11 protein-coding genes are annotated in these 12,215 nt (G+C 67.7%); 8 read left to right on the plus strand and 3 right to left on the minus strand.

The window, feature by feature from the left end; all coding sequences use genetic code 11:
* Positions 1-74 precede the first annotated feature (74 nt).
* The gene (locus tag AC06FA_RS10315) at positions 75-1,259 is read right to left on the minus strand and encodes a BaiN/RdsA family NAD(P)/FAD-dependent oxidoreductase (protein WP_478068201.1); all 1,185 of its coding nucleotides are present in this window, start codon (positions 1,257-1,259) and stop codon (positions 75-77) included.
* Positions 1,256-1,804 carry a YaeQ family protein gene (locus AC06FA_RS10320; RefSeq protein ID WP_312710344.1) on the minus strand — a complete coding sequence of 183 codons (549 nt, stop codon included), beginning with the start codon at positions 1,802-1,804 and terminating at the stop codon, positions 1,256-1,258. The genes AC06FA_RS10315 and AC06FA_RS10320 overlap by 4 nt, the downstream gene beginning before the upstream one ends.
* 121 nt (positions 1,805-1,925) lie before the next feature.
* Here AC06FA_RS10320 and AC06FA_RS10325 point away from each other — a divergent pair, with 121 nt between their 5' ends.
* Positions 1,926-2,804: a pseudouridine synthase gene (locus tag AC06FA_RS10325; RefSeq protein ID WP_478068202.1), complete on the plus strand. Its 879-nt coding sequence runs from the start codon at positions 1,926-1,928 to the stop codon at positions 2,802-2,804.
* A 14-nt stretch (positions 2,805-2,818) separates the two neighbouring features.
* On the opposite strand, the gene AC06FA_RS10330 is transcribed toward AC06FA_RS10325, so the two are convergent.
* Positions 2,819-3,307, minus strand: a complete 489-nt coding sequence (locus AC06FA_RS10330; RefSeq protein ID WP_478068204.1) for a YaiI/YqxD family protein — start codon at positions 3,305-3,307, stop codon at positions 2,819-2,821.
* A gap of 303 nt (positions 3,308-3,610) precedes the next feature.
* Here AC06FA_RS10330 and AC06FA_RS10335 point away from each other — a divergent pair, with 303 nt between their 5' ends.
* The 7 genes from AC06FA_RS10335 (at position 3,611) to AC06FA_RS10365 (ending at position 12,203) form a co-directional block, all read left to right on the plus strand.
* Positions 3,611-3,820, plus strand: a complete 210-nt coding sequence (locus tag AC06FA_RS10335) for a cold-shock protein (protein ID WP_004153307.1) — start codon at positions 3,611-3,613, stop codon at positions 3,818-3,820.
* Between the two features lie 156 nt (positions 3,821-3,976).
* On the plus strand, positions 3,977-4,666 hold the full coding sequence (locus tag AC06FA_RS10340) for a glutathione S-transferase family protein (protein ID WP_478068205.1): 690 nt from the start codon (positions 3,977-3,979) through the stop codon (positions 4,664-4,666).
* A gap of 31 nt (positions 4,667-4,697) precedes the next feature.
* A complete protein-coding gene (locus AC06FA_RS10345; RefSeq protein WP_478068206.1) occupies positions 4,698-6,263 on the plus strand; it encodes a protein adenylyltransferase SelO in 1,566 nt (521 codons plus the stop codon).
* Positions 6,264-7,117: 854 nt separating this feature from the next.
* Positions 7,118-8,629 (plus strand): right-handed parallel beta-helix repeat-containing protein, encoded by a 1,512-nt coding sequence (locus AC06FA_RS10350; RefSeq protein ID WP_478068207.1) that lies wholly within the window; start codon positions 7,118-7,120, stop codon positions 8,627-8,629.
* Between the two features lie 22 nt (positions 8,630-8,651).
* Positions 8,652-9,944 carry a carbohydrate porin gene (locus tag AC06FA_RS10355; protein WP_478068208.1) on the plus strand — a complete coding sequence of 431 codons (1,293 nt, stop codon included), beginning with the start codon at positions 8,652-8,654 and terminating at the stop codon, positions 9,942-9,944.
* Complete coding sequence (aroD, locus tag AC06FA_RS10360; RefSeq protein WP_478068209.1) at positions 9,944-10,831, plus strand: type I 3-dehydroquinate dehydratase; 888 nt, start codon at positions 9,944-9,946, stop codon at positions 10,829-10,831. Before AC06FA_RS10355 ends, aroD begins: the two co-directional genes overlap by 1 nt.
* Positions 10,832-10,883: 52 nt before the next feature.
* On the plus strand, positions 10,884-12,203 hold the full coding sequence (locus AC06FA_RS10365) for an MFS transporter (protein ID WP_478068210.1): 1,320 nt from the start codon (positions 10,884-10,886) through the stop codon (positions 12,201-12,203).
* The last annotated feature ends 12 nt before the right edge of the window (positions 12,204-12,215 follow it).

Raw genomic sequence — 12,215 nt, forward strand, 5'->3', positions numbered from 1 at the left:
GCGAACCTAGATACACGATGCGCGGCGGCGCGTCCATGCGCTGGCCCCCGGCGAGCGCCGAACGGCGATGCGGTTCACACCACGCTGCCGGCGGCGTGGCCGCTGGCCCACGCCCACTGGAAGTTGTAGCCGCCCAGCCAGCCGGTCACATCCAGCACCTCGCCGACGAAATGCAGGCCGGGCACCCGCTTGGACTCGAACGTGGAAGACGACACTTCGGCCGTGTCCACTCCGCCCAGGGTGACTTCGGCCGTGCGGTAGCCCTCGGTGCCACTGGCCACCAGCGGGAAGGCGCCCAGCAGCTGCCCGGCCTGGCGCAGCACCGGTTCGTCCAGCTGGCGCACCGGGCGGTCCGGCAGCCAGTGTTCGCACAGGCGTTGGGCCAGCCGCTTGGGCAGCACCTCGCCCAGCACCGTGCGCAGTTCGGCTGCAGGCCGCTCGCGCTTCATCTGTCGCAGCCACTCGGTCGCATCCTGGCCGGGCAGCAGGTCGAGTTCCAGGGTGTCGCCGGGCTGCCAGAACGAGGAGATCTGCAGGATGGCCGGCCCGCTGACGCCGCGATGGGTGAGCAGCATGAAGTTCTGGAAGCTGGTGCCATTGCAGCGCGCCTGCACCGGCAGGGCCACGCCGCTCAGCTCGGCCAGGCGTTCCTGGTGCTTGCCACTGAGGGTGAGCGGCACCAGGCCGGCGCGGGTAGGCAGCACGGTGTGGCCGAACTGGCGGGCCAGTTCGTAGCCGAAACCGGTGGCGCCCAGGCTGGGAATGGACAGGCCGCCGGTCGCCACCACCAGCGACGCGCAATGGAACAGCCCGTGCGTGGTGTGCACGCGGAAGCCATCGCTGCCGTGCTCGATGCGCTCGACGCTGCACTGGGTGCGGATCTGCGCGCCGGCGGCCTGGCATTCCTCCACCAGCATCTTCACGATCAGTTTCGACGAAACATCGCAGAACAGCTGGCCCAGTTCCTTTTCGTGATAGGCGATGCCGTGCTTTTCCACCATGTCGATGAAGTGCCACGGTGAATAGCGGGCCAGCGCCGATTTGCAGAAATGCGGATTGGCCGACAGGAAGTTGGCCGGGGTGGTGCCGGTGTTGGTGAAGTTGCAGCGGCCGCCACCGGACATCAGGATCTTCTTGCCCACCTTGTTGGCGTGGTCGAGCACCTGCACCTGGCGCCCGCGGCGGCCGGCGGTGAGCGCGGTCATCAGCCCGGCGGCACCGGCGCCGATGACCACCACGTCGCAGCGGGTGATGCTCATGCCTTGGCGCGCTTGCGCCAGCTGGGAATCACGTCCAGCTGGATCTGGTCATTGAGGATCTGCACTTCGCCATCCTGGATGAGCACGCTGAAGCGCATGGCGCGCTGGATCTGCTGGCCCCACTGCTCAACGAAGGCGCCATCCAGATCGATCACCGACAGGTTGTCGAACCGGGCCAGGCCCTTGCCCTGCTTGGTCCACCAGATATCCGAAGCGTTGCCGCCGTAGTTCACCACCTGCACCGAACGGCTGCGGTTGCTGGCCTTGCGGATGCGCGATTCGTCGGGGTGGCCCAGGTCGATCCACTGCAGGATGTCGCCGGTGTAATCGTGCTGCCACAGGTCCGGCTCGTCGTCGGTGCTCAGGCCGCGGCCGAACTCCAGGCGGTCATCGGCGTTCAGGGCGAAGGCCAGCAGGCGCACCATCAGGCGTTCGTCGGTCTCGGACGGGTGCTGGGCCAGGGTCAGGTTGTGGGTCGCGTAATAGCCGCGATCCATGTCGCTGATCTGCAGTTCGGCCTTGCGGATGGTGGCGGTAAGGGCCATGGGCGTTCCGGGGGCAAAGACCGCCCATGATAGAGGTTTGCCGGCGGGGTGTCCGTGGCAGGGGTGTCTGCGCGGTGTCAACGATGGCACTCTGGCCGCGTCTTCCCCGCGTGCGTACTCGATGAGCCTGCCCAGCCGCCTGCAGCTGCCCCCCGGTGACTGGCCGACCCTGCTGGACGGTCTGTGCGCGCGATTCCCACGCATTGATCGCAGCCAGTGGCTGGGCCGTTTCGCCCGCGGCCGGGTGCAGGACGCGCAGGGCAGGGCACTGGCAGCGGACCAACCCTGGCAGGTCGGCCTGGAGATCCGCTACTTCCGCGAAGTGGGCGACGAGCCGGCCATTCCGTTCCATGAAACCGTGCTGTACGAGGATGCGCACCTGCTGGTGGCCGACAAGCCGCATTACCTGCCGGTCACCCCGGCCGGTGGCTACGTACGCGAGACGCTGCTGGCGCGGCTGGTGGCGCGCACCGGCAATGCCGATCTGGTGCCGCTGCATCGGCTGGATCGGCTCACTGCCGGGCTGGTGCTGTTCTCGCAGCGGCCCGACACCCGCGACGCCTACCAGCGCCTGTTCCGCGAGCGGCGCATCGAAAAGGTCTACGAAGCACTGGCGCCGGCGCTGCCGGGCCAGCAGTTCCCGCTGCAGCGGCTGAGCCGGATCGTGCCCGGCGAGCCCTTCTTCCGCATGGCCGAAGCGCAGGGCGAGCCCAATGCGCGCACCCGCATCGAGGTGATTGCCGCGCACGGCGCGGCCTGGCACTACCGGCTGTGGCCGGAAACCGGGCGCAAGCACCAGCTGCGCGTGCACATGGCGGCGCTGGGGGCGCCGATCCTGGGCGATGACCTGTACCCGCACCTGCGGCCGATGGACGATGCGCCGCCGCTGCAGCTGCTGGCCCGGGCGCTGGCCTTCCAGGACCCGCTGAGCGGGGAGCGCCGTGTGTTCCGCAGCGAGCGTTCGCTGCGCTGGCCGCCGGACCCGGAAGAGCGGGCATGATCATCGCGGCGTGATCAGCGTGGTTTGATCCGGGCCAGCCAGCGGTCCAGTTCGGCGGCGAACAGCTGGCGATCACGCGCACCCAGCGGCGGCGGGCCCCCGGTCTGCACGCCGGCACCGCGCAGTTCCTCCATGAAATTGCGCATGGACAGGCGCTCGGCCATGTTGTTGGCGGTGTACAGCTGGCCGCGCGGGTTCAGCACCACCGCCTTTTTTTCCAGCACCAGGGCGGCCAGCGGGATGTCCTGGGTGACCACCAGGTCACCGGCGGCCACCCGTTCAACGATGGCGCTGTCGGCCACGTCCAGGCCCTGCGGGACCTGCAGGGAGCGGATCCAGCGCGAGGTCGGGGTGCGCAGCCACTGGTTGGCGACCAGGGTCAGTTCCAGGCCGACCCGTTCGGCCGCCCGGAACAGGATGTCGCGAATGACCGTCGGGCAGGCGTCGGCATCGACCCAGATGCGCGGTCGGGCGTGTTCAGCGGGGGTTTCAGCTTCAGTCATCAACCCAGTGTAGGGTAGGAAAAACCTGAATAGGGACTCGGGTTTAGCGCCGATCTGGGCCCAGCCCTTGTCACGCCTAGCGGGCGGGGTCCTGCCGCTGAATGCCGGGGCTATCGCTTTTTGCCGAAAACACGCGTATCGTTCGATCCACTGTGTTTGCTAGGGTCACCGTGAATCGTGGCCTGGTGCAGTTGATCTCACGATCCGCTCATCGATCCGCTTTACCAACGCCTGCAACTCAGTCTCGGCCCCGATACCCGGTGGCTGCGATTTTTTTCAACATGTGTTTCAGGAGTTAGTCAAATGTCTGATCGTCAGACCGGCACCGTCAAGTGGTTCAACGACGCCAAGGGCTTCGGCTTCATCACCCCGGAAAGCGGCCCGGACCTGTTCGTGCATTTCCGCGCGATCCAGGGCACCGGCTTCAAGACCCTGCAGGAAGGCCAGAAGGTTACCTTCATCGCCGTCCAGGGCCAGAAGGGTATGCAGGCTGACCAGGTGCAGGCGGTCTAATCCGTCTGCTACCGTTGGGTAGCCAGAACGCCGGAAGCGAAAGCTTCCGGCGTTTTTTTTTGCTTCTTGTAGAGTCGAGCCATGCTCGACTGCGGCGTGAAGGCAGTCGAGCATGGCTCGACTCTACAATCCGTCATGTCCCTCAGGAGTTTTCGCATGCGCATCGTCCACCACCTGGAAAATTCCCGTTCGCTGCGCGTGCTGTGGATGCTGGAAGAACTGGGGCTGGACTACGAGCTGCGGCGCTACCCGCGCGACCCGAAGACACTGCTGGCGCCGGCCGAACTTCGCCAGATCCATCCGCTGGGCAAGGCGCCGGTGCTGCAGGATGGCGACCAGGTGTTGGCCGAATCCGGTGCGATCCTGGATTACCTGGCCGATCGCTACGACACCGATCGCCTGCTGTCGCCGCCGCCGTTGCCGGCCGACAGTGCCGAGCGCATCGCGTATCGCTACTGGCTGCATTACGCCGAAGGGTCGGCCATGCCGCCGCTGCTGTTGACCCTGGTGGTCGGGCGCATCCGCAGCGCACCGATGCCGTTCTTCGCCCGCCCGATCGCGCGCAGCATCGCCGACAAGGCCGAGCGCAGCTTCATCGGGCCGCAGCGCCGCCTGCACCTGGAGTGGATGGAACGGCGCCTGTCCGACAGCCCGTGGTTTGCCGGTGAACGGTTCAGTGCGGCCGATATCCAGATGAGTTTCCCGATCCAGGCCGCGGCAGCCCGTGGTGGCGGCCTGGATGACAAGCCGGCCCTACGCAGCTTCCTGGCGCGCATCGGCCAGCGCCCGGCCTACCAGCGCGCCGAGGCCCAGGGCGGGGCGCTGCAGGCCCTGCGCGGCGATTGAGGCCGGGGCCGGCCGCCCCCATCCTGCTGGCATGGATACCCACGCCCCCCGTTTCGACAATCGCTTGTTGTCCGCCCTGCCGGGCGATCCCGAATCCGGCCCGCGCCGCCGTGAGGTGCGCGAGGCGGCCTGGTCGTCGGTGATGCCGACCCCGGTGGCGGCGCCCACCCTGCTGGCCTGGTCGCCCGAAGTGGCCGCACTGCTGGGGTTGGACGCTGCCGATGTGCAGGGCGCGGACTTCGCCCAGGTGTTCGGCGGCAATGCGCTGTACGCGGGCATGCGGCCGTGGGCGGCCAACTACGGTGGCCACCAGTTCGGCCATTGGGCCGGGCAGCTGGGCGACGGGCGCGCGATATCGCTGGGTGAGCTGGTGGCCGCCGACGGGCGCCATTGGGAGCTTCAGTTGAAGGGCGCGGGGCCGACCCCGTACTCGCGCGGGGCCGATGGCCGCGCCGTACTGCGCTCCTCCATCCGCGAGTTCCTGTGCAGCGAAGCCATGCATCACCTCGGCGTGCCGACCACGCGTGCGCTGTCGCTGGTGGGCACCGGTGAGGACGTGGTGCGCGACATGTTCTACGACGGCCACCCGCGTGCCGAGCCCGGCGCGATCGTCTGCCGCGTGGCGCCGTCGTTCATGCGCTTCGGCACGTTCGAACTGCCTGCCTCGCGCGGCGAGACGACGCTGCTGAAACAGTTGGCCGATGTCTGCATCGCCCGCGATTTCCCCGAACTGCAAGGGGCAGGGGAGGCACTGTACGGCGACTGGTTCGCGCAGATTGCCGTGCGTACCGCCGAACTGATGGCGCACTGGATGCGCGTCGGCTTCGTGCATGGGGTGATGAACACCGACAACCTGTCCGTGCTCGGCCTGACCATCGATTACGGTCCCTACGGCTGGGTGGAAGATTACGACCCGGACTGGACGCCCAATACCACCGACGCGCAGGGGCGCCGCTACCGCTTCGGCACCCAGCCGCAGGTGGCGTACTGGAATCTCAACCGGTTGGCGCAGGCGCTGTCGCCGTTGTTTGCCGACGTGCAGCCGCTGCAGGCCGGGCTGGCCGCATTCCAATCCACCTTCGTGGCCTGCACGCGGCGTGATGCCGCGGCGAAGTTGGGGCTGGCCGCCGCCGATGACGAAGACCTGCAGTTGTACCTGCGCTGGCAGCAGTTGCTGCAGGAAGGCGGCATGGACATGACCCTGGCGTGGCGTGCGTTGATGGGCGTGGATGTGGCCGCGCCGGATGTGGCCGCGCTGGGTGATGTGTACTACGACGAGGCGCGCCGGCAGGCGGTGCAGGCGCCGTTGCAGCAGTGGTTGCAGGCGTACGCAGCGCGGTTGCGTGTGGACCCGCTGTCGGCCGAAGCACGCCAGGCGAAGATGGCCGCGGCCAACCCGCTGTATGTGCTGCGCAACTGGCTGGCGCAGGAGGCCATCGATCGCGCCGAGCAGGGCGACCTGGGTGGCGTGCATGCGCTGCAGGAAGTGCTGCGCGATCCGTATACGCAGCGGCCGGGGCTGGAGCACTACGCGGGCAAGCGCCCGGCCTGGGCCGAACACCGCGCCGGCTGCTCGATGCTGTCCTGCAGTTCGTAGGGGGTTTCTTTTGCAGGGCTTGCAGCCCTGCACCTGCTGTAGAGTCGAGCCATGCTCGACTGAAGCAACAGCAACAGCTGCATTTCGTGGGATGGCGGGGCGGTGTGGGCGGGCAGGACACGCCGCAAGTACGTCCATGTAGGCTCGTAGGCGCCTTGCTCGCGCGCGCAATCCTGCGCGCCCGGCAAGACCGGGGTTGGGCGTCCTGCCCAACCCGCCCGAGGCATGCCTCGGGCCCATGGCGCCTGCGGTCCTGCCCACCCACACCGCCCCGCCTCTGACAATTCCCGCGATCTGTCGGGAATGCACGGGGTCGGCATTCGTCGGTAGATCCACGCCATGCGTGGATGAAATTGTCAGATATCAAAAAGAATGCGGGGTCGGAGCCCGTTGCGCAGCAACGGGATCCGACCCCATGCCATTCCGACAGATCGCGGGAACCTGTCGAAGGTGGGGCGGTGTCGGATTGCGGGGTGTCCGCCGCATGGATGCGGCTGCCAAGCCTACAAGGACGTACTTGCGGCGTCCCCGCAATCCGACACCGCCCCGCCAACGCGCAGAGCCTGCTCTTGCTGTTGCTCTGGCCGTTGCTGTTCCATTGAGCAGGTGCAGGGCTGCAAGCCCTGCAAAGACCCCCCTACAACCAACGTATTACCTATTCAGTGCGATATTCGCACGCGCAGTCGATTACCGCACTTGAATGGTGCGGTGCGATAAACCTAATTTCACTTCCGCAGTTTCATAGCAGTCCAAGCGATCCACCCCTGGCGGGGCGAGGGCAGCATCGACCACGGTGCTGAAGCCAGGTGCAGGGGAAGACCGTTGGATCTCTTTCACCTGTGCGGAGTGATCGCATGTGCCGTCGTCTGTCTATCGTTTCCCTGTCCCTGCTTGCCGTGCTGCCGTCGCTGGCGCTGGCCTACCAGGCCGAACCCCCGCGTGAAGCGCCGCAGGTGCTGCGTGTCGATCGCTACGCCGACGACAGCAATGCCGGTTCGCTGCGTTGGGCCATCAACACCGCCAACGCGCAGCCAGGCCGCTACCGCATTGAAATCGATGCGGTGGGCAACGCGCCGTATGTGATCAAGCCGGCTTCGCCGCTGCCGGAAATCAAGGGCCCGGTGCAGATCGTCGGCACGCCGTGGGCGCGCGACGGCCAGTTCGTCGCCATCGATGGCTCGGCCTACGTGACCGGTACCGGCACCGATGCCTGCCCGGGTGCCGAGCCGGGCCAGTCCGGTACCAATGTGCGCACCACCACGCTGCCCGGCCTGGTGCTGCGTGACACGCAGGGTGTCGAACTGACCGGCTTGGAGATCCGCAACTTCTGCATCGGCGTGCTGATCAACCGCGCCAGCCACAGCGAAATCCATGACAACCGCATCGTCGCCAACAAGGGCGGCGCCGGCATCATGCTCACCGGCGACGATGGCAAGGGCCAGTCCACCGCCACCACCACCGTGCACAACCGCATCGTGCGCAACGTGTTCCTCGACAACGGCGATGGCCTGGAACTGACCCGCGGCGCGGCTTGGAACCTGGTGGCCGACAACCTGTTCCAGTCCACCACGGCCAACCCGGAACCCTCGCAGGGCATCGAGATCCTGTGGGGCAACGACAACAGCGTGGTGCACAACCGCTTCGTCGATTACTCCGACGGCCTGCAGATCAACTGGGGCAACCGCAACTACATCGCGGCCAACACCTTCATCGGCAACTCGATCGGGCTCAGCATCACCGGCAGCGGCAACGTGGTCGATGGCAACACCATCACCGGCAACGGCATCGGCATCGGCGTGCGCCCGCAGCCGGTCAGTGCGCCGAACCGCTTCAGCGCCAACCGCATGTTCGGCAACGGTCTGCCGATTGAACGGTGCGAAGCGGGCGGCGCCTGCGTGAAGGGGCAGCCGCGCGGCGCGATCGTGTTCGGTGTGCCGGGGCTGGAACATGCCAGCTTCGTCGGCTCGCGCGGGCGCGGCGTGGACACCGATCCGGCCAAGCGCGCCCGCATCTGCAGCGCTGCCGGGCAGGCCGACTGCCAGCCGCTGGCCAACCTGGGGCAGGCGGCGCCGCAGCTGACCGCCGTGCAGGGCAAGGGCGCCCAGCGCGCCGTGACCGGGAACTTCAAAGGCCAGCCGGACAGCCACTACCAGGTGGAAGTGTTCGGCAACCGCGCGGCCAACGGCAGCGAAGCCGAGCGTGTGCTGGGCACCGTGCAGGCCCGCACCGATGGGCAGGGTAACGGCACCTTCACCTTCCCCTTGGGCAAGGGCGCCGATGCTGCCGATCTGGGCGGCGTGACCGCCACGGTCACCTCGCCGCAGGGCGCCACCTCCCCCCTGAGCGCGCCGCTGTCGCTGCGCTGATCACCTTCCCGAGACCCTGACCATGATTCCTGCAAAGCCTGTTTCCCTGACCGTGCTGGCCGCGATGGCGCTGCTGCCGGCCGTCGCCAGCGCGCAATCCAGCAATCGCTATGCGGGCAAGACCCTCACCGGCGATTGGGGCGGTACCCGCACCGATCTGTACGAGCGCGGCATCGCCTTCCGCGGCGACTACGTGGGCGAGGCCATAGGCGTGGTGGATGGCGGCTACGGTGAAACCGGTGCGCGCTATGCGCAGCAGGTGCGCGTGGGCATGGACCTGGACATGGGCAAGTTGGCCGGCTGGGACGGCGGTGCCTTCCACTTCACGTTGAACGATCGCCGCGGGCGCAGTACCTCGGCCGATCTGGTCGGCAACCGCTTCCCGATCCAGGAAGCCTACGGCGGCCAGTACACCCGGCTGACCGAGCTGAGCTATGACCAGACCTTCAACGGTGGCCAGTCGTACTACAAGCTGGGCTACTACGCGATGGGCAACCAGTTCGGCCTGCACAGCCTGCTGACCCATTTCGTCAACGCGGCGTTCTGCGCGCACCCGCTGGCGATGTCCGGCAACAGCGGCTGGTACAACTACCCGGTGGCGCGCTGGGGCGGTGAAGTGGCGCAGCAGGTCAGCCCGGCGCTGAACGTGCGCACCGGCTGGTTCCAGGTGAACCCGAACCTGGGCGGCAACATCGAACGCAATGCGTTCCGCCCGTTCGCCTCGGGCACCACCGGTTCGCTGTTCCCGGTGGAAGTGACCTGGACGCCGGCCAAGCGCAGCCGCTACGCCGGCGTCTACAAGTTCGGCGGCTACTACGACACCTCGCGCGTGGACCAGCGCGGCCTGGATACCTCGCCCACCACCGGCCGCCACGGCGCCTATGTGCTGGCCGAGCAGCGCCTGACCCAGGAGTCGGCCGACCCCAGCCGCGGCCTGACGGCCTTCGCGCAGTACATGGTGTCCGATGCCGATACCGCGCAGATCAAGCGCTGGTATGCAGTGGGTGGCGTCTACCAGGGCATCGGTTCGCGCGCGCAGGACAGCATCGCGCTGGGTTACGTCGGCGCTGACATCAACGACCGCCTGGTGGATGCGCGCCGTGCCTCGCTGGCTGCCGGTGGCGTGCCGGTTGATTCGCCGCTGTACAACCTCAGCCAGGCCGAGGAGCTGTTCGAACTGTCCTACAGCTTCCAGGTGAACCCGTGGCTGATGATCCGCCCCGACGTGCAGTACATCGTCAATCCCGGCACGTTCAATTACAGCGGCACCGACAACGCCTGGGCCGTCGGTGTCCAGGCCAAGGTGACCTTCTGATGGCCGCGCGCCCCTTCCACGCTCTGGTGACTGCCATGCGCATTCCGTTTGCTTCTCTTGTCCTCGCCGGTGCGCTGTGCACCTCCCCCGTACTGGCCCTGGCCGCACCGCCGCCGGCGGTGCTGCAGGTGGGCTCGCTGCGCATCGGCGAGGGCAGCCCGCGCACCATCGTGCCGATCACCGGCGCGACCGCCGAGCTCGCCCTGCAGCAGGCCGCGGCCATCGCTGCCAGCACCCCCACCGACCTGGCCGAATGGCGCATCGATTACCTGGATATCGCCACCGACGGCAGCAAGCTGGTGGCACTGGGCAAGCGCATCCAGGCCACGCTGGGCGGCAAGCCGATGATCGTCACCTTCCGCACCAAGGCCGAAGGCGGTGCGAAGGCGATCAGTGACCGTGACTACGGCGCGCTGTACGCCACGCTGCTGCGCGGTGGCTTTGCCCAGCTGATCGACGTGGAAATGTTCCGCGACCCGGCGGTGGTGCAGGCGCTGGTGGCGCAGGCGCACAAGGCCGGCGTGAAAGTGGTGATGTCCAACCATGACTTCCAGGCCACGCCGCCGCGCGAGGAGATCGTTGCGCGCCTGCTGAAGCAGCAGGCGATGGGCGCGGACGTGCTGAAGATCGCGGTGATGCCGCGCGACGCCGGCGATGTGCTGGCGCTGCTGGACGCCACCTGGCAGGTACGCCAGCGCAGCGACAAGCCGCTGCTGACCATGTCGATGGGCGGCACCGGCGTGGTCTCGCGTCTGGCCGGGGAGACCTTCGGCCAGGCCCTGACCTTCGGCATGATCGGCACGCCGTCGGCGCCGGGCCAGGTTGAAGTCGAACAACTGCAGGACGTCCTGCAGGTCATCCACGCTTCCAGCCAGGCCGGTCGCTGAGACCACCACGCCGGACGTTCCGCCGCTTCACGCTGTTGCAGGAAACCGCACCATGAGCCACGCCTCCGCCGCTGCACCGCCGCTCGTCCTGGAACGGATGACCCCTTTTCAATGGACCGCCATCGCGATCTGCGTGCTGCTGAACATGCTCGATGGCTTCGACGTGATGGTCATGGCCTTCACCGCGCCGCACGTATCGGCGGACTGGGCACTGTCGGGCAAGGTGCTGGGGCTGATGCTCAGTGCCGGCCTGGTCGGCATGGCGCTGGGCTCGTTCCTGCTGGCGCCGCTGGCAGACCGCTGGGGGCGGCGGCCGATGATCGTGTGCTGCCTGCTGATCCTGACCACGGGCATGGCGCTGTCGGCACTGGCCGGCAATGCCTGGCAGCTGGGCGTGCTGCGCGTGTTCACCGGCGTCGGCATTGGCGGCATGCTGGCCGGCGTGGGAGTGATCACCGCTGAATATGCCAACGCCAAATGGCGCAGCACCGCCGTGGCCCTGCAAGCCACCGGCTATCCCATCGGTGCCACCGCCGGCGGCGTGCTGGCGGCGTGGATGCTGCAGCACTGGTCCTGGCACAGCGTGTTCCTGATCGGTGCGGCGGCCTCGCTGCTGTGCATTCCGCTGGTGCTCAAGTGCCTGCCCGAATCGCTGGATTTCCTGGTGGCGCGGCGCCCGGCCGATGCGTTGCCGCGCTTGAACGCGCTGCTGTCGGGCATGCAGATGCCTGCACTGCAGGCGCTGCCGCCTGCGCCGGTGCGTGAGGGCCAGCCGCAGGGCTATGCCGCATTGTTCGTGGGCGATCTGCGCCGGGTTGCGCTGCTGATCGCGCTGGCGTTCTTCCTGCACATGTTCGCGTTCTATTTCGTGCTGAGCTGGACCCCGAAGCTGCTGGTATCTGCAGGTGTTTCGGCGCAGCAGGGCATCACCGGCGGCGTGCTGCTGAACCTGGGCGGCATCGTCGGCGGCAGCCTGTTCGGCTGGCTGGCCTCGCGCTGGTCGCTGTCCCGCCTGACCGCTGGTGCGCTGCTGTTGGCGATGGTGGCAATGCTGGGTTTTGCGGCATTCAACACCCAGTTGAACGTGGCCTTCCCGCTGGCCTTCGTGATCGGTGCCGCGCTGTTTGCCGCCATGGCAGGGCTGTATGCCGCCGCACCGGTGGTGTTCGCAGCGCAGGTGCGTACCACCGGCCTGGGCTGGGCGATCGGCATCGGCCGGGTCGGTGCCATCCTGTCGCCGCTCACCGTGGGCGTGCTGGTGGATGGGCACTGGCCGCCGTCGGCGCTGTATGTGCTGTGCGCGCTGCCGCTGCTGCTAGCCGCCTGGGCGTGCCTGGGGCTGCGCGTGGGCGTGGGCCAGAACCGGCGTTGAACCGCTTTCCGG

It is taken from the genome of Stenotrophomonas sp. Steno-C17, assembly GCF_056393165.1.

Excerpts from the sequence above, each read along its gene's own strand:
- AC06FA_RS10355 (WP_478068208.1), top strand. The coding sequence starts at position 8,652 with ATGATTCCTGCAAAGCCTGTTTCCCTGACCGTGCTGGCCGCGATGGCG.
- AC06FA_RS10340 (WP_478068205.1), top strand. The coding sequence starts at position 3,977 with ATGCGCATCGTCCACCACCTGGAAAATTCCCGTTCGCTGCGCGTGCTG.
- AC06FA_RS10330 (WP_478068204.1), bottom strand. The coding sequence starts at position 3,307 with ATGACTGAAGCTGAAACCCCCGCTGAACACGCCCGACCGCGCATCTGG.
- AC06FA_RS10365 (WP_478068210.1), top strand. The coding sequence starts at position 10,884 with ATGAGCCACGCCTCCGCCGCTGCACCGCCGCTCGTCCTGGAACGGATG.
- AC06FA_RS10320 (WP_312710344.1), bottom strand. The coding sequence starts at position 1,804 with ATGGCCCTTACCGCCACCATCCGCAAGGCCGAACTGCAGATCAGCGAC.
- AC06FA_RS10315 (WP_478068201.1), bottom strand. The coding sequence starts at position 1,259 with ATGAGCATCACCCGCTGCGACGTGGTGGTCATCGGCGCCGGTGCCGCC.
- AC06FA_RS10345 (WP_478068206.1), top strand. The coding sequence starts at position 4,698 with ATGGATACCCACGCCCCCCGTTTCGACAATCGCTTGTTGTCCGCCCTG.
- AC06FA_RS10350 (WP_478068207.1), top strand. The coding sequence starts at position 7,118 with ATGTGCCGTCGTCTGTCTATCGTTTCCCTGTCCCTGCTTGCCGTGCTG.
- aroD (WP_478068209.1), top strand. The coding sequence starts at position 9,944 with ATGGCCGCGCGCCCCTTCCACGCTCTGGTGACTGCCATGCGCATTCCG.
- AC06FA_RS10325 (WP_478068202.1), top strand. The coding sequence starts at position 1,926 with ATGAGCCTGCCCAGCCGCCTGCAGCTGCCCCCCGGTGACTGGCCGACC.
- AC06FA_RS10335 (WP_004153307.1), top strand. The coding sequence starts at position 3,611 with ATGTCTGATCGTCAGACCGGCACCGTCAAGTGGTTCAACGACGCCAAG.